A 20,676-nucleotide genomic window follows, 5' to 3' on the forward strand; every position below is an offset into this window, starting at 1 on the left:
GCCCCTGCCATGCTGAGCTTTCTCCTGCGCCGCCTCGTCGTGGCGCTTGGCGTCGCCGTAGCCGTCTCGGCCTTGAGTTTCGCGCTGATCTTCCTCACCGGCGATCCGGCCATCGCCATCGCGGGCTCGGGCGGCAGCGCCGGCGACGCCGAGGCGATCCGTCTGGCCTATGGCTTCGACCGACCCATCGTCGTGCAATACGCCGACTGGATCGGCTCCGCCCTCACCGGCGACTTCGGCCAGTCGATCTATTTCAACATCCCCGTCTCCGAGATCATCGGCAACCGCATTCCCGTCACCCTGACGCTGGGCATGCTGGCCTTCCTCGCGGCGCTTGCCATCGCGCTGCCGCTGGGCGTGGCCGCCGCCATGCGCCCCAACGGCTTCATCGACCGTTTCGCGCTGGTGCTCGCGGTCTCGGGACAGGCGGTGCCGAGCTTCTGGCTCGGGCTCATGGCCATCGTGGTCTTCGGCGTCTGGTACGGGCTCGTGCCGATCTCGGGCACCGAAACGTGGCAGGGCTACATCCTGCCGGTGCTGGTGCTGGCTTACTCCGCCATCCCCGAGCTCATGCGCATCACACGCTCAGGCATGATCGAGGTGCTGAACACCGACTACATCCGCTCGGCGCAGGCCAAGGGCCTGCCCACCGGACGGGTGATCCTGGTGCATGCGCTGCGCAACGCGGTGCTGCCGCTGATCTCGCTCTCGGCGGTGCAGCTGGGCATTCTGCTCTCGGGCTCCATCGTGATCGAGAGCGTCTTCGCGGTGAACGGGCTCGGCCGCCTCGCGTGGGAGTCTCTGCTGCGCTCGGACCTGCCCGTGGTGCAGGCGATCATCCTGATCCTGTCGCTCTTCTACGTGGTGCTGACCACCGCCGCCGACCTGCTGAACGCATGGCTCGACCCGCGCCTGAGAGGAGGCGCCGCATGACCCTTGAGACCGCCATCGCCCCCCGCCCCGTCTCGCGCCTGCGCAAGGTGCTGCGCAACAGCGGCGTCACGCTGGGCGGCCTGCTGATCCTGATCGTGGCGCTGCTCGCCATCCTCGCGCCGCTCATCGCCCCGCACGACCCCTACGCGCAGGATCTGACGCAGCGCTTCCTGCCGCCGTTCTGGCACGACCGCGCCGTGCCCGAGCATCTGCTCGGCACCGACCATCTCGGGCGCGACTACGTCTCGCGGCTGATCTACGGCGCAAGGGTGTCGCTGGGCGTGGGCGTCGGCGTGGTGATCGTGTCGGGTTTCATCGGCATCTCGCTGGGGCTCATCGCGGGCTATTTCGGCGGCTGGATCGACATGGTCATCAGCTTCGCCACCACCATTCGCCTGTCGCTGCCCATCGTGCTGGTGGCGCTCGCCGCCGTCGCCATGGGAGGCGCGTCCTTCACCACGCTGGTGACCGTGCTGGGGCTCTTGCTCTGGGACCGCTTCGCCGTGGTCACCCGCGCCGCCACCCAGTCGCTCAGGCATCAGGAGTTCATCTCGGGGCTGCAGGCCATCGGCGCGCGCTGGCCGCGGATCCTGTTCCTCGAGATCCTGCCCAACATGCGCGGCACCATCCTCGTGGTGATGACGCTCGAGATCGCCAACGCGATCCTGCTGGAAAGCGCGCTGTCCTTCCTAGGGCTGGGGGTGCGCCCGCCGATGCCCTCGTGGGGGCTGATGATCGCCGAGGGACGCGAGAACATCCTCTTCGACCCGTGGCTCGTGGCCCTGCCCGGCGCGATGATCTGCCTGCTGGTGCTGGCGGTGAACCTGCTGGGCGACGGCATGCGCGACCTGACCGGGGAGGCCCGCAAATGACCGCGCCCCTGCTCGACATCGACGACCTGCACGTCACCATCCCCACCGATCGCGGCGACCTTCACGCGCTGCGCGGCGCGGGCCTGCGGCTGGAGTCGGGCAAGACGCTCTGCCTCGTGGGCGAGAGCGGCTGCGGCAAGTCGCTGACCGCCATGTCGCTGATGGGCCTGCTGCCCCGCAAGGCACGGCAGAGTGCCGGGCGCTTTGCGCTGATGGGCACGGACTACGCCGGGAAGGCCCCCAAGGCCTGGGCGAACTTGCGCGGTCGCGACATGGCGATGATCTTCCAGGATCCGAACCAGTCGCTGAACCCCACCATGACCGTGGGCGTGCAGATGACCGAGGCGCTGCGCCATTTCGAGAAGCTCTCGAAAGCGCAGGCCGAGGACCGCGCCATCGCCATGCTCGACCGCGTGGGCATCGCCGATCCGAGGTCGCGGCTCGGGCAGTACCCGCACCAGTTCTCGGGCGGCCAGCGGCAGCGGCTGATGATCGCCTCGGCGCTGATCGGGCGGCCAAAGCTGCTAATCGCGGACGAGCCCACGACCGCGCTCGACGTCACCATCCAGGCACAGATCCTGCAGGTCATCGCCGAGCTGCAGGACGAGCTTGGCCTCGGGCTGCTGCTGATCACCCACGATCTTGGCGTTGCCGCCGCCATCGCCGACGACGTGGCGGTGATGTACGCGGGCCGGGTGATCGAGACCGGCCCCGTGGCGCAGCTTTTCGCGGTGCCCGCGCATCCCTACACGCAAGGCCTGATGGTCGCGATCCCGGTGCCCGGACGCACCCGGCCCGGCACGCCCCTGCCCGCCATCTCCGGCCGGGTGCCCGGGCTCATCGGCGGCGTCACCGGCTGCGCCTTCCGCGACCGCTGCGCACTGGCGGGCGATGGCTGCGCCAGCGATCCGCTGCCCCGCCACGCCTTTGCCTCGGGCGGCTTCGTCGAATGCACGCGGCCCTCGCTCTCGGAGACGCGCCCATGACCGCCCCCCAGACCGCCCAAATGACCGCCCCCCGCCAGCCGATGATCCACCTGCGCGACCTGCGCAAGACCTACTCCGTGCGGCAGGGCATGTTCGGCAAGCCCAAGGAGCTGCACGCGGTCGATGGGCTGAGCCTTGAGGTGCCCGAGGGCACGACGCTGGGCCTCGTCGGCGAGAGCGGCTGCGGCAAGAGCACCGCCATGTCCATGGCCGTGGGGCTGCTCAGGCCCGACAGCGGCTCGGTCTCCATCGGCGGGCACGATCTCTACGCCCTGCCGGTGGCCGAGCGGGTGCGGCTGATCCAGCCCGTTTTCCAGAACCCGCGCGCAGCGCTGAACCCGGTGCGCCGGATCGGCGACCTCGTGGGGCAGCCGCTGCGACTGCACGGCGGCCGCGACATCGCCCGCAAGGCGCGCGAGATGATGGACCGCGTGGGCCTGCCGACCCGGCTTTTCGACGCCTACCCCGGCGAGCTTTCGGGCGGCCAGCGCCAGCGCGCCGCCATCGCCCGGGCGCTGATCCTCGAGCCCAAGGTGCTGGTCTGCGACGAGCCTACCTCGGCGCTCGACGTCTCGGTGCAGGCGCAGGTGCTGAACCTGCTGCTCGAGCTGAAGCGCGACATGCAGCTCACCATGATCTTCGTCTCGCACAACCTTGCCGTGGTCGAGCACGTCTCGGATCGGGTCGCGGTCATGTACCTTGGCCGCAAGGTCGAGGAGGCTCCGGCGCCCGCGCTCTTCAAGACCCCGCGCCACCCCTACAGCCGGATGCTGGTGGGGGCGACGCTGGTGCCCGAGCCCGGTCACCCGCTGCCCGCCCAACCCAAGGGCCAGCCGCCCGCGGACCCGTTCCTCGCGCCCATGGGCTGCCGCTTCGCGCCGCGCTGCGCCTTTGCGCAGCCAAGCTGCGCCGAACGTCCCGCCCCGGCCATCACCGAGCCCGCCCGCAGCTTCTGGTGTCACCGCCCCGAGGCCGTCACCGCCTGAGCCGTGCCAACTCCGGCATTGCAAGAAAGACCCCAGCTGCACTAGGAAGCGGCCAGCCAGCCCGGCCGGGCTGCACCGCATTCCTATCCCCTCGTGACAGACGGAAGGTCCGCCATGACCCGCATCGCCCCGCTCGCCCTTGCCGCCCTGCTTGGCTCCACCTCGCTTGCCGCCGCGCAGACGCTCTATTTCTCGGCCATCCCCGACGAGGACGAGACCCGCCTCATCGAGCGCTTCTCGGCGGTCGCCGAGTATCTCAAAAGCGAGCTTGGCGTCGACGTCGAATTCGTGCCCGTGAAGAGCTACGCCGCCTCGGTCACCGCCTTCCGCAACGACCAGATCCAGCTCGCGTGGTTCGGCGGACTCACCGGCGTGCAGGCCCGCCTCGCGGTTCCCGACGCCCGCGCCATCGCGCAGGGCAAGGAAGACCCGATCTTCGTGAGCTACTTCATCGCCAATACCGAAACCGGTCTCGAGGAGTCCGACACCTTCCCCGAGGCTGCCAAGGGCATGTCGTTCACCTTCGGCGCCAAGACCTCGACCTCGGGCCGGCTGATGCCCGAGTACTGGATCCGGCAGGAGACCGGCGAGGCCCCCGAGGCGTTCTTCTCGAAGGTCGGCTTCTCGGGCGACCACAGCCAGACCCTGCGGCTCGTCGCCTCGGGCGCGTGGGACATCGGTGCGCTGAACTTCGCGGTCTACGACAAGGCCGTCGAGGAAGGCGCCCCCGAGGTCGAGACCGCCAAGGTGATCTGGCAGACCCCGCCCTACCCCGATTACAACTGGACCATCCGCGGCGACGTCGATGCCCGCTTCGGCGAGGGCTTCGCCGACAAGGTGCAGGCTGCGCTCATCGGCATGGACGACCCCGACCTGCTCGCGGCCTTCCCGCGCGAGGCCTTCATCCCCGCCGCCAACGAGGATTTCCAGCCGATCGAGGAAACCGCCAAGGAGCTCGGCCTCATCGAATGACGCTGGCCGCGCTGGATCGGGAAACGCTGGGTTACGGGCGCGCCGCGGTGCTGCCCGGGCTCAGCTTCGCGCTCGCTCCCGGCGAGCGCGTCGTGCTTCTGGGCCGCAGCGGCGTGGGCAAGACAACGCTGCTCAACGCCATGCACGACCGGCTGGCGCGCGACCACCGCACGGCGCTCGTGCCGCAGGACCATGCGCTGGTGCCGCAGCTTTCGGTGCTCAAGAACGTGCTGATGGGCCGGCTCGACGATCACGGCGCGCTCTACAACCTCACCAACCTGCTGCACGTCCGCCGCGCCGACCGAGCGGGCGTGGTCGACGTGCTGACGCCGCTGGGGCTCGCCGAGCTTGCCGACCGCCCGGTGCGGGCGCTCTCGGGCGGACAGAAACAGCGCGTGGCGCTGGGGCGCGCGTGGTGGCGCGGCGGCGCGGTGCTGATCGGCGACGAGCCGGTCTCGGCCGTGGACGAGACCCATGCCGAGGCGCTGCTCGGCCAGATGCGCGACCGCTTCCCCACGGCGCTGCTGGCGCTGCACGACGTGGCGCTGGCCCGGAGCTTCGCCACGCGACTGGTGGGGCTGCGCCGCGGCGGCATCCTCTTCGACGCGCCGGCGACGGAGGTGAGCGATGGCGACATCGCGGCTCTCTACGCCCACTGAGGCCCGCCGCAGCGCCCGCCGCGAGGGCTGGACCCGCCCCCGGGTGGTCACGCTCTTCCTCGCGCTGGCACTGCTGGCCCTGCCCTTCGCCGACTTCGGCCTCGCCGGCCACGACCCGGGCGCCGCGCTCTCGCGGATGCTTGCGGGCTTCCTGCGCCCCGATTTCGGCGCCGTCGAGCAGATCGGCCGCGCCATCTGGCTGACCGTGGCCTTCGCCGTCGCGGGCGTGGCGGCGGGAGCCTCGTCGGGGCTGGTGCTGGCGCCGTTCTATCACCTGCGCGCCGTGCGCTGGCTGTGCATCGCGCTGCGCTCGGTGCACGAGCTCTTCTGGGCGCTGATGCTGATGCAGATCCTCGGGATCTCGCCCCTGACCGGCGTGCTGGCCATCGCCCTGCCCTATGCCGGGATCTTCGCCAAGGTGTTCTCGGAACAGCTCGACGAGGCCGACCCGCGCCCGGCCGAGGTGCTGCCGCGCGGCACCGACGCGCTGTCGCGCTTCCTCTACGCCCGCGCGCCGCTCGCACTGACCGCGATGAAGCACTACACGCTCTACCGGCTCGAATGCGGCATGCGGGCGAGCGCCGTGCTGGGCTTCGTCGGCCTTCCGACGCTGGGCTTCCAGCTCGACAGCTTCTTCCGCATGGGCGACTACGGCGCCGCCTCGGCCATCATGATCTGCTACGTTGTGCTGATCGCCAGCGTCCGGCAGTGGATGCGCCCGGTACTGGCGCCGCTCTGGCTGCTGGCCTCGGCGGTGACGCTGGCGCTGGTCAAGTCGCCGCCGATGGGCTCGGGCGCCCTGATGCGCTTCCTGACCGAGGACATCGTGCCCGCGCCCCTGCGCGACGGCTGGGACTTCACGGGGCTGCTGCACTGGCTGGTGCCGCTCGTCACCGACGAGATGCTGCCCGGCCTCCTCGCCACCTTCGTCGTGGCGCAGATCGCGCTGGCGCTGACCGGGGCGCTGGCCTTCGCGGGCTTCGGGCTGATCGTGCCCCGGGTCACGCCGCGCTGGGGCCGCGCGCTGGGACATCTCGGACTGGTGATCCTGCGCAGCTTCCCCGAGTACATGCTGGCCTACCTCTTTCTGCAGGTCTTCGGCCCTTCGATGCTGCCCGCCGTGCTGGCGCTGGCGCTGCACAACGGCGCCATCATCGCGCACCTTCTGGGCCGCGAGGGCGAGACGCTGCTGCCCACCCTGCGCCGCGATGCGCCCCGGGGGCTGACGCTCTGGGGGTGGGAGCTGGCGCCGCGGCTCTCGGGGCCGTTCCTCGCGCTCTGCCTCTACCGGTGGGAGATCATCCTGCGCGAGACCGCCGTCATGGGCCTGCTCGGCATCGCCACGCTCGGCTTCTACATCGACAGCGCCATGGCCGAGCTTCGGCTCGACCGGGCGGTGGTGCTGCTGATCGCCACCGGGCTGGTCACCGCGGGCATCGACGCGCTGTCGCGGGCATTGCGCCGCCGCACCGGCGCGGGGCTCTCGGGACAGACCCGCGTCGAGGGGTGCTGAGCCGGAGTTTGGCGGAGGCGCCGCCGCGGCCTATGTTGCAGGCAGAGCCCCCGCAACCGGACCGCCCCATGAACGCCTTCACACCGCCCTCCGTCACCCCGCCCGGCAAGCCGCTCGGCATCCTCGCGAGCCTCAAGGCCGTGCGGCGAAACGTGCTGAACATCATCCCGGCGATCTCCTACACTCAGCCCATCGTCACCGGGACCACCGGCACCGCGCGCTGGCACATGGTGCAGGGCCCCGAGGGGATGAAGCGCGTCTTCCTGGACAACGTCGCCAACTATCCCAAGTCCGAGGTCATGCTGCGGATGCTGCGTCCGGCGGTGGGCGAGAGCCTCTTCACCTCGGAAGGCGCGCACTGGCGCTGGCAGCGCCGGGCCATTGCGCCGGTCTTCGCCGCCCGCCATGTCGAGGCCCTGGCCCCGGTGATGACCGCCACCGCCGACCGCGCCGCCGACCGGCTGGCCCGTGCCGGCGGCGAGGCCGAACTGGTGCAGGCGATGCTCTCGGCCACCTTCGATGTAATCTGCGACGTGGCGCTCTCCGGGCGCGAGCATTTCGACGCCGACGCCTATGGCGCCGCCATCACCCGCTATTTCCTGACCGTGGGGCGCGCCTCGCTGATGGATTTCCTCGAGGTGCCGCCATGGGTGCCCCGCCCCGCCGAGCTGCTTGGACGCGGCGCGGTGAAGACCATGCACCGGATGGTCGCCAGCGCCATCGACGCACGGCGGGTACAGGGCTCGGGGCCGCTCGACGACCTGCTCGACCACATGATGAAGGCCACCGACCCCGAGACCGGTCGGGCGATGTCGCCGCAGGAGCTTTTGCACAACATGCAGTTCTTCATCGTCGCCGGTCACGAGACCACGGCGCTGTCGATTTCCTGGGCGCTCTACCTGCTGGCCAATGACGCCGAGGTGCAGGAGCGCGCCCATGCCGAGGCGCGCGGCGTGCTGGGCGACCGGCCCGCGGGGTTCGAGGACCTCGCGCAGATGCCCTACATCGAGCAGGTGCTCGAGGAATCGATGCGGCTCTACCCGCCGGTGGGCTTCCTCGCCCGCAACGTGCTCGAGACCGACCGGATCTACGACCGCGAGATCCGCCCGCGCGAGACCGTCTTCATCAACACCTACGCGCTGCACCGGCACCGCGACTACTGGACGGCCCCCGACGTCTTCGATCCCGATCACTTCTCGCCCGAGGCCAGGGCCGGCCGGGACCGCTACACCTACCTGCCCTTCGGCGCCGGGCCCCGGATCTGCGTGGGCGCCAATTTCGCCATGATGCAGGCGCAGATCATCCTGGCGACGCTTCTGGCCCGCTTCCGCTTCACCCCTGCGGGGCCAGACCCCGAGCCGGTGATGCACATGACGATCCGTCCCGAACCGGGCGTCACGCTGGGCATCCGCGCGGTCTGACGCCGCACGGTTTTCGTGCATTCGGTCACAATTCGGACAATTCTTCTCCGTATCGCGGCGTACCAGCGCGACGCGATCCCCTGATGGTGTGAATTCGTGCGAGGGTTCGCGCAGCCGTAACGTCCAATGAACACGGGGGCATGGCGCCGGGCCGATGGGTGATCCTGCGTCCGCGTCACCGCCCGGGATAAGAAATACTTTGCGGACGACAAATGTTTTCAATTGGACGACGTGTCACAAACTTGTCTCACTTCAACGCAATCGAGACCGCTCGCAGCACGGGACACCCCACGACGCCATGCCAGCAACGACCCGAAATCCGCTCCGACCCGCGTACCGCTCAGGCGGTCAGCGCGCGCGTCAGGCGGGGCATCAGGGCAAGATGGCGGCGGATCACCTCGACCGCGCGCTCCTCGTCGTGGACCGAGAGCGCGGCGACCATCTCACGGTGTTCCACCTCGATGATCTCGGTCTTGCCGACGCCCTGCCGCAACGACAGCATCGCGGCCCGGGACAGCGGCGCCTGAAGCCCATCAAACACCTGAACCAGAACGGTATTTCCCGCCGCGGCAACAAGCGCCTGATGGAACAGCCGGTTGATCTCGACGCAGCCCAGCAGGTCTTCGGCCGGGGTCGCCTCATGGGCTTCGCAGAGTTCCAGAAGCGTGTCCGGGATCGGGCGTTTCTCGCGGCAGATCTTGCTCGCGGCGTGGGTCTCGACCATCAGCCGGACCTCGTGCAGGTCGCGCAGCTCGGTGGGCGACAGCCAGCGCACCATGGCGCCCCGGCGCGGGTGCTGTTCGAGGTAGCCCTCCGCAGCCAGCCGGCTCAGCGCCTCGCGCACCGGAGAGCGCGACACGCCGGTTATCTCGCAGGCCTGCGCCTCCTCGACGAAAGCGCCCGGCTCGAAACTTCCCTTGAGAATGGCGGATCGAATCCCGGTGTAGGCACGCTCGCGGGCGGACTGGACCGGCCCCACACCGACCGAATGAGCATCTTTTCGACTGTTCACTCATCTTCTCCACAACTTTCTGTCACAAACCCCGCGATCGCACGCGACAAGGCTGGACAGAATCATCTCTCCTCTCTTGTATACACGACGTAGACGTCAGAAGGACAAGCAACCATGATGGACGGGACTCAGGGCTTCGGATCCAAAACCACCTGGCGGGTCGGGGTGGATTCGGGCGGCACCTTCACCGACGTCTGCATGTTTGACGAGGCCAGCGGCGAGATCGCCGTCTGGAAGGTTTCCTCCACCCCCGACGACCCGTCGCGGGGCATCGCGCAGGGCGTCGAGGAAGGCATGAAGGAACGCGCCGGTGGCAGCGAAAGCGACCCGGCGGCGGCCATCGCCTATCTCGGCCACGGCACCACCGTCGCCACCAACGCGCTGATTACCCATCGCGGCGCCAAGGTCGGCCTGCTGACCACTGACGGTTTCCGCGACCTGCTCGAGATCGGCCGTCAGAAGCGCCCGGATCTCTACGACCTCTTCGCCGAGAAGCCCAAGACGCTGGTCCCCCGCGAGCTGCGGTTCGAGCTGCCCGAGCGCATGCTGCGCACCGGCGAGGTCTCGGTCCCGCTCGACGAGGAGGCCGTGCGCAAGGCTGCCCGCGCCATGAAGGCCGCCGGGGTCGAGGCGGTCGCCATCTGCTTCCTCTACGCCTTCGTGAACCCCGCCCATGAGAAGATCGCCAAGGCCATCGTCGAAGACGAGATGCCCGGCGTCTTCCTTTGCGCCAGCCACGAGATTGCCCCCGAATTCCGCGAATTCGAGCGCCTCTCGACCGCGACCGTGAACGCCTATCTCGGGCCGATCATGCACCGCTACATCTCGCGCCTGACGCCGCGGCTCGAAGAGCTCGGCCTGCCGATCGCGCCGCACCTCACCCAGTCGAACGGCGGTGTCGTCCGCTTCGAGGTGGCCGCCGAAACCCCGGTCCGCGCGGTGCTCTCCGGCCCCTCCACCGGCGTGGTGGCGGCGCAGGCCATCGGCACGCGCGGCGGTTTCGACGACATCATCACCTTCGACATGGGCGGCACCTCGTCCGACGTCGCGTTGATGGCGGGCGGCGAGACCACCCAGACCAACGAGAGCATCGTACACGGCTACCCGATCAAGGCGCCGATGCTCGACATCCACACCGTGGGCGCCGGCGGCGGCTCCATCGCCACCATCGACAGCGGCGGCCTGCTCAAGGTCGGCCCCGAGAGCGCCGGCGCCGATCCGGGCCCGGTCTGCTACGGCCGTGGCGCAACCGAGCCCACCGTCACCGACGCCAACATCGTTCTGCAGGTGCTGAACCCGGTCGAGATCCTTGACGGGCGGATGAAGGTCCACCGCGACCTCGCCCTGGAAGCCATTGGCAAGATGGCGGAAAAGCTCGGGATGGAGACCATGGACGTGGCCCAGGGCATCATCTCGGTGGTGACCGCGAACATGGCCAAGGCGATCCGGGTGATCTCGGTCCAGCGTGGCCACGACCCGCGCAACTACGCGCTGATGGCTTTTGGCGGCGCCGGCCCGCTGCACGCGGTGCGCCTTGCGCAGGAACTCGGCATGACCACCGTGGTGATCCCGCGCAACCCGGGCATCCTCTGCGCCATGGGCCTTCTGCTCACCGACCTGCGCGCCGATTTCTCGACCACCAAGCTGGTGGCGCTGGACGCCGGGAACCTCGACGTCATCGCCGAGGCCATGAGCAAGGTCGAGGACGAGGCGGCGGGCTGGTTCGCCAGCGAGGCGATCCCGGCGGACAAGCAGATGACGACCCGCCGCGTCGACATGCGCTATGACGGCCAGAACTACGAGCTTTCGATCCCCCTGCCCGACGGCCCGGTGACAGCCGAGACGCTCGTCGCGCTCGAGAAGGGGTTCACCGAGGCGCACGAGCGCATGTATGGCTTCGCGGTGCCCGAAGAGCGCATCCTCTGCGTCACCTTCCGCGCCGAGGCCATGGGCCTCGTGAAGAAGGCCGAGCTGCCCGAGCGCCCGCTGGGCGATGCGGATGCCTCGGGCGCCGTCATCGGCAGCCGCGAGGTCTGGTACCCCGAGACCGGCGCCTTTACCGAAACGACGCTCTACGCCCGCGACCGGCTGGCGCCCGGCAACGTCTTCCAGGGCCCCGCGATCGTCGAGCAGATGGACACCACCACGCTCATCCCGCCGGGGGTCACGGCTCGTGTGGACACCATCGACAACCTCATCCTGGAGCTGAGCGCATGACCGGCCAAACCACCACTCACGCACTCGACCCGATCACCGTCGAGGTCATCGGCGCCGCTCTCTCGTCGATCGTGGAGGAGACCGGCGAGGCTCTCGTCCGCGCCTCCTACTCGACCAACATCAAGGAACGCCGCGATTGTTCTACGGCGCTCTTCGATCGGCACGGCCAGACGCTGTGCCAGGCCGAGCACATCCCGATCCACCTCGGCAGCTTCCTCGACTTCATCCCGATGCTGCTGAAGGATCACAACCCCGAGGACATGCGCCCCGGCGATGTCTTCGTGGGCAACGACGCCTACCGCGGCGGCGGCACCCACCTGCCCGACATCGTGCTTGCCGAGCCGATCTTCGTCGAGGGCGAGCTGGTGGCGTGGACCGTGAACCTCGCCCACCACTCGGACTTCGTCGACCGGGCCCACGCCCACATCTACCAGGAAGGCCTGCGCATCCCGCCGATCCGTCTCTACAAGGCGGGCGAGTTGCAGAAGGACGTGCAGGAGCTCATCCTGCTCAACTGCCAAGTCCCGCGCGAGCGCCTGTCGGACCTGCGCGCCCAGATGGCGGCGAACCGCGTCGGCGTCATGCGCTTCCAGGAGCTCTGCGCCCGTCACGGCGTCGACACGGTGCTGGCCTCGGGCGAGGCGCTGCTGGATTACGCCGAGCGCAAGATGCGCGCCGGCATTGCCGCCCTCCCCGACGGCAGCTGGCGCTTCGAGGACGTCTTCGACAACCTCGACTTCGACGAGCCGATCCCCTTCGCTGTGACCGTGACCGTCGCGGGCGATGAGATGACGCTCGACTTCGAAGCCCCCGAGCAGATCCGCGCGCCGATCAACATGACGCGCACCGCGCTGCTGGCCACCACCTACTATATCGTCAAGTCGGTCATCGACCCGACGGTACTGCCGAACGCAGGCCTCGCGCGGCCGCTCAACGTGAAGGCGCCCGAGGGCTCGATCCTGAACTGCAAGCACCCCGCCGCGGTGAACGGCCGGGTGCAGACCTGCCAGCGCGTCGCCGACCTCATCCTCGGCGCGCTCGCCCAGGCGGTGCCCGAGCGCGTCTCGGCCTGCACCAACTCGGCCTGCTCGGTCGCGGTGTTCTCGGGCACCCGCCAGAGCGGCCCCGACGCCGGCACCTACTGGGTCTATCTCGAGACCATCGGCGGCGGCGGCGGTGCCCGCCCGACCGCGGACGGGCTCGACGGCATCCACGTGCACGCCACCAACACCTCGAACCTCCCCGTCGAGGCGCTCGAGGGAGAATACCCCCTGATCCTCGAGCGTTACGAGCTCGTCGACGGCTCTGCGGGCGTCGGCAAGCACCGCGGCGGCATGGGTCTGCGCCGGGTCTACCGGGCGACCGAGGACTGCATGGTCCACGTCGACGTGTCGCGCAACAAGTCGCGGTCCTGGGGTCTTCAGGGCGGCGGTGAAGGCGGCCACGGCAGCTATGTCACCAGCCCCGACTGCGCCCCCTTCGAGCGCGGCTACGGCACCCTGCGCGCCGGCGAATGGCTCGAGGTCATCACCCCCGGCGGTGGCGGCTACGGCACGCCCGAGGAATGCAGCCAAGCGCCCCTCGCCGCCGAATGAACCACCCCGATCCCGCATCGGACCAAACGCATCAGAACCCAAGGGCCGGAAAGAGCTCGCAACAACCGACAAGGAGACTGTCACAATGACCACCAAGATGAACCGTCGCGGCTTTCTCGCCACCACCGGCGCCGCTGCCGGTGCCCTCGGCTTCCTCGGCAAGGCCGCCTTCGCGCAGGATGGCGGCACGCTCCGCTTCGGCCTCTCGGCCTACCCGCCGAGCTTCGACGTCTGGGCCTCGAACGGCACCGCTGCCGGCACCATCAAGCTGATGTGCCACCGCGGCCTGCTGAGCTACGACAAGGACGGCGTCATGCAGGGCGAACTGGCGGAAAGCTGGGACGTGGGCGAGGACGGCACCTGGACCTTCAAGCTGCGCGACGCCAACTGGCACGACGGCACCCCGGTGACCGCCGCCGACGTGGCCTGGACAGTGACCGAGGCGCAGAAAGCGGACTCGGCGGCCTACCTGCAGGGTCAGCTCGCCACCATCACCTCGATCGAGACCCCGGACGAGAAGACCGTCGTGATGAAGACCGACGGACCGCAGGCCGTGCTGCCGAACTGGTTCGCGCATTACAACATGTCGATCATGAAGTCCGGCTCCGAGCGCGACAGCATGATGGGCGCGGGCCCGTTCAAGCTCGTGTCGACCGACCGCGGCGTGTCGCTCTCGCTCGAGGCAAACACCGACTACTACAAGGAAGGCATGCCGAAGGTCGCGGGCGTCGAGGCCATCGTCTACGCCGACGAGAACCTGCGCGTCGCGGCGCTCGAGGCCGGTGACGTGGACGTCGTGGAATACGTGCCGTGGCAGGCCATGGCGCAGGTCGGCGACAACGACTCGCTGCAGCTCGACACCACCTTCGGTCCGTTCATGTACCTGACCTTCAACGGCAGCAAGCCGCCGTTCGACAACCCGCTGGTCCGCCGCGCCGTCGGCCACGCCATCAAGCGCGAGGACATCGCCGCCGCCGCCTTCTACGAGCGCGGCGCGCCGCTTGAGCACCTGCCGATCGCCGATGCCTCGGAGTTCTACAACGCCGATCTCGCGAACTCGTGGAACTACGACCCGGACAAGGCCATGGCACTGCTCGCCGAGGCCGGCTACCCGGACGGCTTCGACTGCACCATGCTGTCGACCGCGCAATACGGCATGCACCAGTCCACCGCCGAGGTCTGCCAGGCCTACCTGTCGATGGTCGGCATCAACGTGACCCTCGACCTGCCGGAATGGTCGACCCGCATCAAGAAGGGCAACGAGGGCAGCTACGACCTGTCTGTCATGGGCACCGCCGCCGACAACAACGACCCCGACGGCCTTGCCAACGTGCTCGACGGCAGCCTGCCCGCCGCCTACGCCCGCAGCTACGGTCTCGAGACGCCCGAGATCTCCGAGCTCTTCAAGAAGGGCCGCGCCATCTTCGACGCCGAAGAGCGCAAGGCCATCTACAAGGAGCTCGAGCAGATCGCCATCGACACGGCGCCGATAATGGGCCTGTGCTGGCGTGAGCAGGGCTACGGCCTTGCCGGCAACGTCAGCGGCTTCTCCAACATGCCCGGTCAGCTGACCTTCTATTCCGGCTTCACGCTGGAAGAAGCGATGCTCGGCTAAGCGCAAGTCAGACAAATGTTGAGATACATCGCCTTCCGAAGCCTCGTCGCCCTGTTCCTCGTCTGGGTCGTCGTCACGATCGTCTTCCTGCTTCTGCACCTCATCCCCGGGGATCCGGCGGAGTTGCTGCTGAGCACCGGGAACGTCGCGGCCGATCCGCAGGCGGTCGCCGCCCTGCGCGAGCAGATGGGGCTCAACGCTCCGCTCTGGCAGCAGTATCTCGACCATATGGCCGGTGTCCTCACCGGTGATCTCGGCGCGTCGTTCCGCGATGGCGCGCCGGTGATCGAGCAGATCGCCCTGCGCCTTCCGCGCACGCTCGAGGTCATCCTCGCCGCGTCGCTGATCGCAACCGGCATCGGCGTGCCGCTCGGCACCTACGCGGCCATCCGCGCCGACGGCAAGGCCGATGCCGTGATCTCCTTCTTCGCATCCGCCTCGCTCTCGACCCCGGTCTTCGTCGTGGGCTCGGTGGTGATCCTGATCTTCGCGCAGGAGCTGAAATGGCTCCCCGCCGGGGGCTTCGTGCCCTTCAGCGAGGATCCGGTGGAACATTTCAAACTGCTGCTGATGCCCGCGGGCACCGTGGCGCTGTCGCTCCTCGCGGTGATCACCCGCATGAGCCGCGCCTCCGTGCTCGAAGTTCTCCAGCGCGACTACGTGCGCACCGCCCGGGCCAAGGGCCTGTCGCGGGCTCCGATCCTGCGCCGCCACGTGGTCCGCAACGCACTGATCCCGGTGCTGACCGTGCTGGGGCTCGAGATGGGTACGCTGATCGGAGGCACCGTCCTGGTGGAATTCGTCTTCAACTGGCCCGGTCTGTCGGGCTACCTCGTGTCGGCCGTCGATGCCCGCGACTATCCCGAAGTGGTCGGCATCGTGATGACGATCTCGGTCCTCTTCGTCTTCCTCAACCTCGTGGTCGATGTGGTGAACGCCATGCTCGATCCCCGCATCTCGCTGGTGCGCTGATGAAGGCCTCGACCCGCAAGCTGATCCTGCCCGGCACCATCGTCGCGCTGATCATCGCCACCGTCATTCTCGCCCCCGTGCTGCCGCTGCAGGACACCCGGGGCATGGACATCCCCCACCGCTTCGCCGGCCCCTCGGCCGCGCACTGGCTCGGCCAGGACGAGTTCGGCCGCGACGTGCTCTCGCGCCTGATCTGGGGCGGCCGCGCCTCGCTCTTCATCGCCGTGGGCTCGGCCGTGCTGGCGGCCATTGCCGGCACCGCGCTCGGGCTGCTGGGCGGCTACTTCCGCGGCGCGGTGGAGCTCTTCACCGTGCGCGCCGCCGAGATCATCCTCTGCCTGCCGCCGCTGCTGCTGGCGCTGCTGGTCGTGACGATCCTCGGCGCGGGCACCTGGCCGCTGATCCTCGCGCTCACCATCCTCTACACGCCGAACTACGCCCGTGTGGTCTATGCCGCCACGCAACAGGTGCGCGGGCTCGACTTCGTGACCGCGCAGCGCGCCATGGGCACGCATCCGCTGAAGATCCTCGTGCGGACCATCCTGCCCAACGTGCTGCCGCCGCTGCTGGTGCAGATGTCGCTGGTCGTCGCCTCGGCCATGGTGATCGAGAGCGGCCTGTCGTTCCTCGGCCTCGGCGTGGTGCCCCCCACCCCGTCCTGGGGCCTGATGATCCGCGCCGCCCGCGGCGCCATGGAGGTCGCACCCCTGCTGCTGGTCTGGCCGTCGCTGGCGCTTGCCGGCACCATCCTGACCTTCAACCTGCTCTGCGACCGCCTGCAATCCGCGCTCGATCCCCGGGCGGTTACCGCCGGTGGCGCGCTCTGGCTGCGGCCCCGCTCGCGCGAGGCGAAAAAGCCGGTGACCCCGGTCGCCGCCCCCGCCGAGGCGCCGCTGCTCGAGATCTCGGACATGTCCATCGCCGTCCACGACATGGAGCTTGTGCGCCGCGTGTCGCTGACCGTTCGCCCCGGCGAGACCGTGGCGCTGGTGGGCGAGAGCGGCTCGGGCAAGACCCTGACCGGCCTCGCCATGACCGGCCTGCTGCCCGACACCCTGCGCGTCACCGGCGGCAGCGCCGTCTACACCACCCGCGACGGCACCGCGGTCGACCTTGCCAAGCTCGACGAGGAAGGCATCCGCAAGCTGCGCGGCGACGAGATCTCGATGGTGTTCCAGGACGCCGCCGCCTCGCTCAACCCGGTGCTGCGCATCGGCGACCAGCTCGGCGAGGCGATCCAGGCCCACCACCAGATCTCTGGCGAGGCGCTGCAGAAGCGCATCCTGGACCTGCTCCGCCACGTCGGCATCCCCGACCCCGAGCGCCGGCACCGCGCCTACCCGCACGAGCTCTCGGGCGGCCAGCGTCAGCGCGCCATGATCGCCCTCGCCGTGGCCAACAACCCCCGGCTGCTGATCGCCGACGAGCCGACCACCGCGCTCGACCCGACGATCCAGGCGCAGATCCTTCAGCTCTTCGCGCAGCTCAAGAAGGACACGCCGGGCATGGGTATGATCTTCGTCACCCACGACCTTGCCGTGGTGGCCGAGATCGCCGACAGGGTGACGGTGATGTACGCGGGCGAGGTGGTCGAGGAAGGCCCCGTGGCCGAGGTCTTCGCCCGTCCCCGTCACCCCTACACCGCCGCGCTGATCTCGTCGGTGCCCGAGAGCGGTGCCGAGCGGCTCACCGCGATCCCCGGCACCGTGCCCTCGCCGCGCAACATGCCCACAGGCTGCCGCTTCGCGCCGCGCTGCGGCTTCGCGACCGCCGAGTGCGAGAGCCGGTCGCCCAAGGCCGAACACCCCGCAGCCGACCGTGTCACCCGCTGCTTCCGCTGGGAGAACGTCACATGACCGACGCCAACGCTCCGCTGGTCGAGGCAAGGACCCTCGGCCGCAACTTCCCGACCCGCCACGGGCTGCTCGGCCGCGCCCAGGACGTCTGGGCCGTGCGCGACGTGAGCCTCACCGTCGCCAAGGGCGAGACCGTGGGCATCGTGGGGGAATCCGGCTGCGGCAAGTCCACGCTCGGGCGCATGATGATGGGGCTCGACAGCCCCACCAAGGGCAGCATGAGCTTCGACGGGCGCGACCTGTCGTCCCTCTCGTCCGCCGAGATGCGCAAGCTGTCGCGCCGGATGCAGATGGTGTTCCAGGACCCCTTCGGCTCGCTCGACCCGCGGCGCACCATCGGCGCCCAGATCGCCGACGGGCTGCGCACCCACAACATCGTCCCCGGCAGCGAGGTCAAGGCCGAGGTCGCGCGGCTGCTCGAACAGGTGGGCCTGCCCACCTCTGCCGCCGAGCGCCGCCCCCACGAGTTCTCGGGCGGCCAGCGCCAGCGCATCGCGGTCGCCCGCGCGCTCTCGACCCGGCCGGATTTCATCGTGGCGGACGAGCCCGTCTCGGCGCTCGACGTGTCGATCCAGGCGCAGGTGGTGAACCTGCTCATGGACCTGCGCCGCGATCTCGACCTTGCCATGTTGTTCATCAGCCACGACCTGCACGTGGTGCGCCACCTCTGCAACCGCATCGTGGTCATGTACCTCGGCCGCATCGTCGAGGAGGGCCCGGCCGAGAAGGTCTTCGGCACGCCGTCGCACCCCTACACCCGCGCCCTGCTCGCGGCGACGCCGTCGCTGCACCCGCGCGATCCCTCCGAGGGCGACAAGGTTCTCAAGGGCGAGCTGCCGAGCCCGGCCAACCCGCCCTCGGGCTGCCCGTTCCGCACCCGCTGCCCGCTCGCCGAAGAGGCCTGCGCCAAAGGCGTGCCGCCGCTCTCGCCCGTGGGCGACGGCTGGCGCGCCGCCTGCATCAAGGCCGCGCCCGTGGCCGAGGGGGTGCCCGCATGACCGATCCCGTCGCGATGATCACCGGCGCCAATCGCGGTATCGGCGCCGCCATCGCGCTGGCGCTGGCGGAGCGCGGCTACCGGCTGGCGCTGGGGCTGCGCGATCCCTCGAAGCTCCCCGCGAGCCTTGCCGAGCACGACCCGCTGGTGGTGCAGTACGACGCCGCCGTGGCCGAGGACGCCCGTGCCTTCGTCGAGGCCACCGAGACCGAGTTCGGCCGCATCGACGCGCTGGTCAACAACGCCGGCATCGGCGGCCCGCTCGAGCTCATGCCCGAGCCCGCGCAGGACGACGAGGAGATGGAGGCGATGCTCGACAGGCTGCTCTCGGTCAACGTCAAGGCGCCGTTCCGGCTGACCCGTGCCGCCCTGCCCGCGCTCTGCCGTTCGGGGACGGGGCGGGTCATCGTGCTGGCCTCGCTCTCCGGGCAGCGGGTGCTGGGGCTGAACGCCGGCTACCAGATGACCAAGCACGCGGCGATCGCGCTCTCGCACGCCGCACGGCGCGCAGGCTGGGACCAGGGTGTGCGCGCCTGCGCCGTCTGCCCCGGCTTCGTCGCCACCGACCTGACACTGCGGCACGACCTGCCCCGGCACGAAATCACCCAGCCCGAAGACCTCGCTCGCCTCGTCGCCGAGGTGGTCACGCTTCCCAACAGCGCCAGCGTCTCCGAGCTCAATGTCAACTGGCGCTACGAACCGGGGTTATGATGCGTCCTTATGCAGACAAGGTCGAAAGCGACCCGTCCGTTCCTGCAGCCGTCGATATCGTCGTCATCGGCGGCGGCATCGTCGGCTGTTCCGCCGCCTTCTGGGCCGCCGAGCAGGGCCACCGCGTGGCGCTGATCGAGAAGGGCCGCATCGCCGGCGAGCAGTCCAGCCGCAACTGGGGCTGGGTCCGCCGCATGGGCCGCGCCGTGGCGGAGTACCCGCTGGGCATCGAGAGCCTGCGGATCTGGGACACGCTGGCGCAGCGCACCGGACACGACACCGGCTTCTGCCGCACCGGGGTGGTCTACACCGCCCAGACCGACGCCGAGATGGCGTGGATCGAGACGGTGCGCCGGGACGCCCAAACCTTCGGGCTCGCCGCCCAGTCGCTGACCCCGGCGCAGCTGTCGGACCGCTTCGAGGGCGCGTCGCTCACCGCACGTGCCGGGCTCTACACCGAGGACGACGGCCGCGCCGAACCGGCGCTCGCCGCCCCCGCGCTGGCGCGCGGCGCCCGCACCAAGGGCGCCACCGTGCTCACCGGCTGCGCCGTGCGCAGCATCGAGACCAAGGCCGGCACCGTCTCGGCCGTGATCACCGAGCGCGGGCGCATCGCCTGCAACGCGGTGATCGTCGCCGGTGGTGCCTGGTCGCGGCTGTTCCTCGGCAACCTCGGGATCGACTTCCCGCAATTGCGGGTGCGCGGCTCGGCCATGCGCACCGCGCCGATCAAGGGCGGCCCGGCCCACGCGCTCGGCAACGGCGCCTTCGGGATCCGGCCACGCCTCGATGGCGGCTATACCATCGCTCAGCGCGGCCGCTCCAAGGTGCAGATCACGCCCGACAGCTTCCGGCTCTTCGGCAAGTACCTCGGCAGCCTCCGCGAGAACCGCGGCGAGATCAGCCTGACCGTCGACCGCAGCATGTGGGACGGGCTGGTGACGCCCCGGCACTGGCAGCCCGACGAGATCTCGCCCTTCGAGAAATGCCGCGTGCTCGATCCCGAGCCGCAGGAGGCCGCACTCGCCAAGGCGATGCGTGCCGTGCAGGCCGCCTTCCCGGCGCTGAAACAGGCCACCATCACCGAGAGATGGGGCGGCATCATCGACGTCACCCCCGACGCGGTGCCAGTGATCGACCCGGTGGACGAGATCCCCGGGCTGGTCATCGCCAGCGGCTTCTCTGGCCACGGCTTCGGCATCGGCCCCGCCGCGGGCCAACTGGCCGGCGAACTCGCCACGGGCGTCCCGACGCTCGTGGACCCCACGCCCTTCCGGCTCGACCGCTTCGGCGGAGCGATGCTGAAAGCGGCAGAGTGACCGAAGACGGGAAAAATTTTCTCTATCGGTCGGAAATCCG

17 protein-coding genes are annotated in these 20,676 nt (G+C 69.6%); 16 read left to right on the top strand and 1 reads right to left on the bottom strand.

What is annotated here, in order from left to right; genetic code table 11:
• The first annotated feature begins 9 nt into the window (after positions 1–9).
• The 8 genes from BLQ77_RS03280 to BLQ77_RS03315 all read left to right on the top strand — a co-directional run bounded on the left by BLQ77_RS03280 (position 10) and on the right by BLQ77_RS03315 (position 8,342).
• Positions 10–933, top strand: coding sequence for an ABC transporter permease (locus tag BLQ77_RS03280; protein WP_089955352.1), 924 nt, complete (start codon positions 10–12; stop codon positions 931–933).
• Entirely contained in the window at positions 930–1,805 is an 876-nt protein-coding gene (locus tag BLQ77_RS03285; RefSeq protein ID WP_089955356.1) for an ABC transporter permease, read from the top strand. Before BLQ77_RS03280 ends, BLQ77_RS03285 begins: the two co-directional genes overlap by 4 nt.
• Positions 1,802–2,791: an ABC transporter ATP-binding protein gene (locus BLQ77_RS03290; RefSeq protein ID WP_089955359.1), complete on the top strand. Its 990-nt coding sequence runs from the start codon at positions 1,802–1,804 to the stop codon at positions 2,789–2,791. Before BLQ77_RS03285 ends, BLQ77_RS03290 begins: the two co-directional genes overlap by 4 nt.
• A complete protein-coding gene (locus tag BLQ77_RS03295; protein ID WP_242661615.1) occupies positions 2,788–3,777 on the top strand; it encodes an oligopeptide/dipeptide ABC transporter ATP-binding protein in 990 nt (329 codons plus the stop codon). The genes BLQ77_RS03290 and BLQ77_RS03295 overlap by 4 nt, the downstream gene beginning before the upstream one ends.
• A 114-nt stretch (positions 3,778–3,891) precedes the next feature.
• Positions 3,892–4,749: a putative selenate ABC transporter substrate-binding protein gene (locus BLQ77_RS03300; protein ID WP_089955364.1), complete on the top strand. Its 858-nt coding sequence runs from the start codon at positions 3,892–3,894 to the stop codon at positions 4,747–4,749.
• Entirely contained in the window at positions 4,746–5,408 is a 663-nt protein-coding gene (locus BLQ77_RS03305; protein ID WP_089955368.1) for an ATP-binding cassette domain-containing protein, read from the top strand. Before BLQ77_RS03300 ends, BLQ77_RS03305 begins: the two co-directional genes overlap by 4 nt.
• Entirely contained in the window at positions 5,377–6,921 is a 1,545-nt protein-coding gene (locus BLQ77_RS03310; RefSeq protein WP_242661616.1) for a PhnE/PtxC family ABC transporter permease, read from the top strand. Before BLQ77_RS03305 ends, BLQ77_RS03310 begins: the two co-directional genes overlap by 32 nt.
• A 68-nt stretch (positions 6,922–6,989) precedes the next feature.
• Positions 6,990–8,342 carry a cytochrome P450 gene (locus BLQ77_RS03315; RefSeq protein ID WP_089955372.1) on the top strand — a complete coding sequence of 451 codons (1,353 nt, stop codon included), beginning with the start codon at positions 6,990–6,992 and terminating at the stop codon, positions 8,340–8,342.
• A 340-nt stretch (positions 8,343–8,682) separates the two neighbouring features.
• Here BLQ77_RS03315 and BLQ77_RS03320 read toward each other — a convergent pair whose 3' ends face one another.
• Positions 8,683–9,354 carry a GntR family transcriptional regulator gene (locus tag BLQ77_RS03320; RefSeq protein WP_089955375.1) on the bottom strand — a complete coding sequence of 224 codons (672 nt, stop codon included), beginning with the start codon at positions 9,352–9,354 and terminating at the stop codon, positions 8,683–8,685.
• Between the two features lie 114 nt (positions 9,355–9,468).
• Between BLQ77_RS03320 and BLQ77_RS03325 the strand changes: the two genes are divergently transcribed.
• The 8 genes from BLQ77_RS03325 (at position 9,469) to BLQ77_RS03360 (ending at position 20,636) form a co-directional block, all read left to right on the top strand.
• Entirely contained in the window at positions 9,469–11,571 is a 2,103-nt protein-coding gene (locus BLQ77_RS03325; RefSeq protein ID WP_089955378.1) for a hydantoinase/oxoprolinase family protein, read from the top strand.
• The gene (locus BLQ77_RS03330; protein WP_089955382.1) at positions 11,568–13,166 is read left to right on the top strand and encodes a hydantoinase B/oxoprolinase family protein; all 1,599 of its coding nucleotides are present in this window, start codon (positions 11,568–11,570) and stop codon (positions 13,164–13,166) included. The genes BLQ77_RS03325 and BLQ77_RS03330 overlap by 4 nt, the downstream gene beginning before the upstream one ends.
• Positions 13,167–13,251: 85 nt before the next feature.
• Positions 13,252–14,781: an ABC transporter substrate-binding protein gene (locus BLQ77_RS03335; protein WP_008884451.1), complete on the top strand. Its 1,530-nt coding sequence runs from the start codon at positions 13,252–13,254 to the stop codon at positions 14,779–14,781.
• Positions 14,782–14,796: 15 nt separating this feature from the next.
• Positions 14,797–15,753 carry an ABC transporter permease gene (locus BLQ77_RS03340; RefSeq protein ID WP_008886220.1) on the top strand — a complete coding sequence of 319 codons (957 nt, stop codon included), beginning with the start codon at positions 14,797–14,799 and terminating at the stop codon, positions 15,751–15,753.
• Entirely contained in the window at positions 15,753–17,609 is a 1,857-nt protein-coding gene (locus tag BLQ77_RS03345) for a dipeptide/oligopeptide/nickel ABC transporter permease/ATP-binding protein (protein ID WP_089955386.1), read from the top strand. Before BLQ77_RS03340 ends, BLQ77_RS03345 begins: the two co-directional genes overlap by 1 nt.
• Positions 17,606–18,607, top strand: a complete 1,002-nt coding sequence (locus tag BLQ77_RS03350) for an ABC transporter ATP-binding protein (RefSeq protein ID WP_008885312.1) — start codon at positions 17,606–17,608, stop codon at positions 18,605–18,607. The genes BLQ77_RS03345 and BLQ77_RS03350 overlap by 4 nt, the downstream gene beginning before the upstream one ends.
• A complete protein-coding gene (locus tag BLQ77_RS03355) occupies positions 18,604–19,317 on the top strand; it encodes an SDR family NAD(P)-dependent oxidoreductase (RefSeq protein ID WP_089955389.1) in 714 nt (237 codons plus the stop codon). Before BLQ77_RS03350 ends, BLQ77_RS03355 begins: the two co-directional genes overlap by 4 nt.
• Positions 19,317–20,636: an NAD(P)/FAD-dependent oxidoreductase gene (locus BLQ77_RS03360; RefSeq protein ID WP_242661617.1), complete on the top strand. Its 1,320-nt coding sequence runs from the start codon at positions 19,317–19,319 to the stop codon at positions 20,634–20,636. The genes BLQ77_RS03355 and BLQ77_RS03360 overlap by 1 nt, the downstream gene beginning before the upstream one ends.
• Positions 20,637–20,676 lie beyond the last annotated feature (40 nt).

The sequence above is a fragment of the Salipiger thiooxidans genome (assembly GCF_900102075.1).
GTDB classification, from domain to species: Bacteria; Pseudomonadota; Alphaproteobacteria; order Rhodobacterales; family Rhodobacteraceae; genus Salipiger; species Salipiger thiooxidans.

What these genes read in the sequence shown, in the direction of transcription:
- BLQ77_RS03280 (WP_089955352.1), top strand. Translation starts at nt 10, where the DNA reads ATGCTGAGCTTTCTCCTGCGCCGCCTCGTCGTGGCGCTTGGCGTCGCC.
- BLQ77_RS03285 (WP_089955356.1), top strand. Translation starts at nt 930, where the DNA reads ATGACCCTTGAGACCGCCATCGCCCCCCGCCCCGTCTCGCGCCTGCGC.
- BLQ77_RS03290 (WP_089955359.1), top strand. Translation starts at nt 1,802, where the DNA reads ATGACCGCGCCCCTGCTCGACATCGACGACCTGCACGTCACCATCCCC.
- BLQ77_RS03295 (WP_242661615.1), top strand. Translation starts at nt 2,788, where the DNA reads ATGACCGCCCCCCAGACCGCCCAAATGACCGCCCCCCGCCAGCCGATG.
- BLQ77_RS03300 (WP_089955364.1), top strand. Translation starts at nt 3,892, where the DNA reads ATGACCCGCATCGCCCCGCTCGCCCTTGCCGCCCTGCTTGGCTCCACC.
- BLQ77_RS03305 (WP_089955368.1), top strand. Translation starts at nt 4,746, where the DNA reads ATGACGCTGGCCGCGCTGGATCGGGAAACGCTGGGTTACGGGCGCGCC.
- BLQ77_RS03310 (WP_242661616.1), top strand. Translation starts at nt 5,377, where the DNA reads ATGGCGACATCGCGGCTCTCTACGCCCACTGAGGCCCGCCGCAGCGCC.
- BLQ77_RS03315 (WP_089955372.1), top strand. Translation starts at nt 6,990, where the DNA reads ATGAACGCCTTCACACCGCCCTCCGTCACCCCGCCCGGCAAGCCGCTC.
- BLQ77_RS03325 (WP_089955378.1), top strand. Translation starts at nt 9,469, where the DNA reads ATGATGGACGGGACTCAGGGCTTCGGATCCAAAACCACCTGGCGGGTC.
- BLQ77_RS03330 (WP_089955382.1), top strand. Translation starts at nt 11,568, where the DNA reads ATGACCGGCCAAACCACCACTCACGCACTCGACCCGATCACCGTCGAG.
- BLQ77_RS03335 (WP_008884451.1), top strand. Translation starts at nt 13,252, where the DNA reads ATGACCACCAAGATGAACCGTCGCGGCTTTCTCGCCACCACCGGCGCC.
- BLQ77_RS03340 (WP_008886220.1), top strand. Translation starts at nt 14,797, where the DNA reads ATGTTGAGATACATCGCCTTCCGAAGCCTCGTCGCCCTGTTCCTCGTC.
- BLQ77_RS03345 (WP_089955386.1), top strand. Translation starts at nt 15,753, where the DNA reads ATGAAGGCCTCGACCCGCAAGCTGATCCTGCCCGGCACCATCGTCGCG.
- BLQ77_RS03350 (WP_008885312.1), top strand. Translation starts at nt 17,606, where the DNA reads ATGACCGACGCCAACGCTCCGCTGGTCGAGGCAAGGACCCTCGGCCGC.
- BLQ77_RS03355 (WP_089955389.1), top strand. Translation starts at nt 18,604, where the DNA reads ATGACCGATCCCGTCGCGATGATCACCGGCGCCAATCGCGGTATCGGC.
- BLQ77_RS03360 (WP_242661617.1), top strand. Translation starts at nt 19,317, where the DNA reads ATGCGTCCTTATGCAGACAAGGTCGAAAGCGACCCGTCCGTTCCTGCA.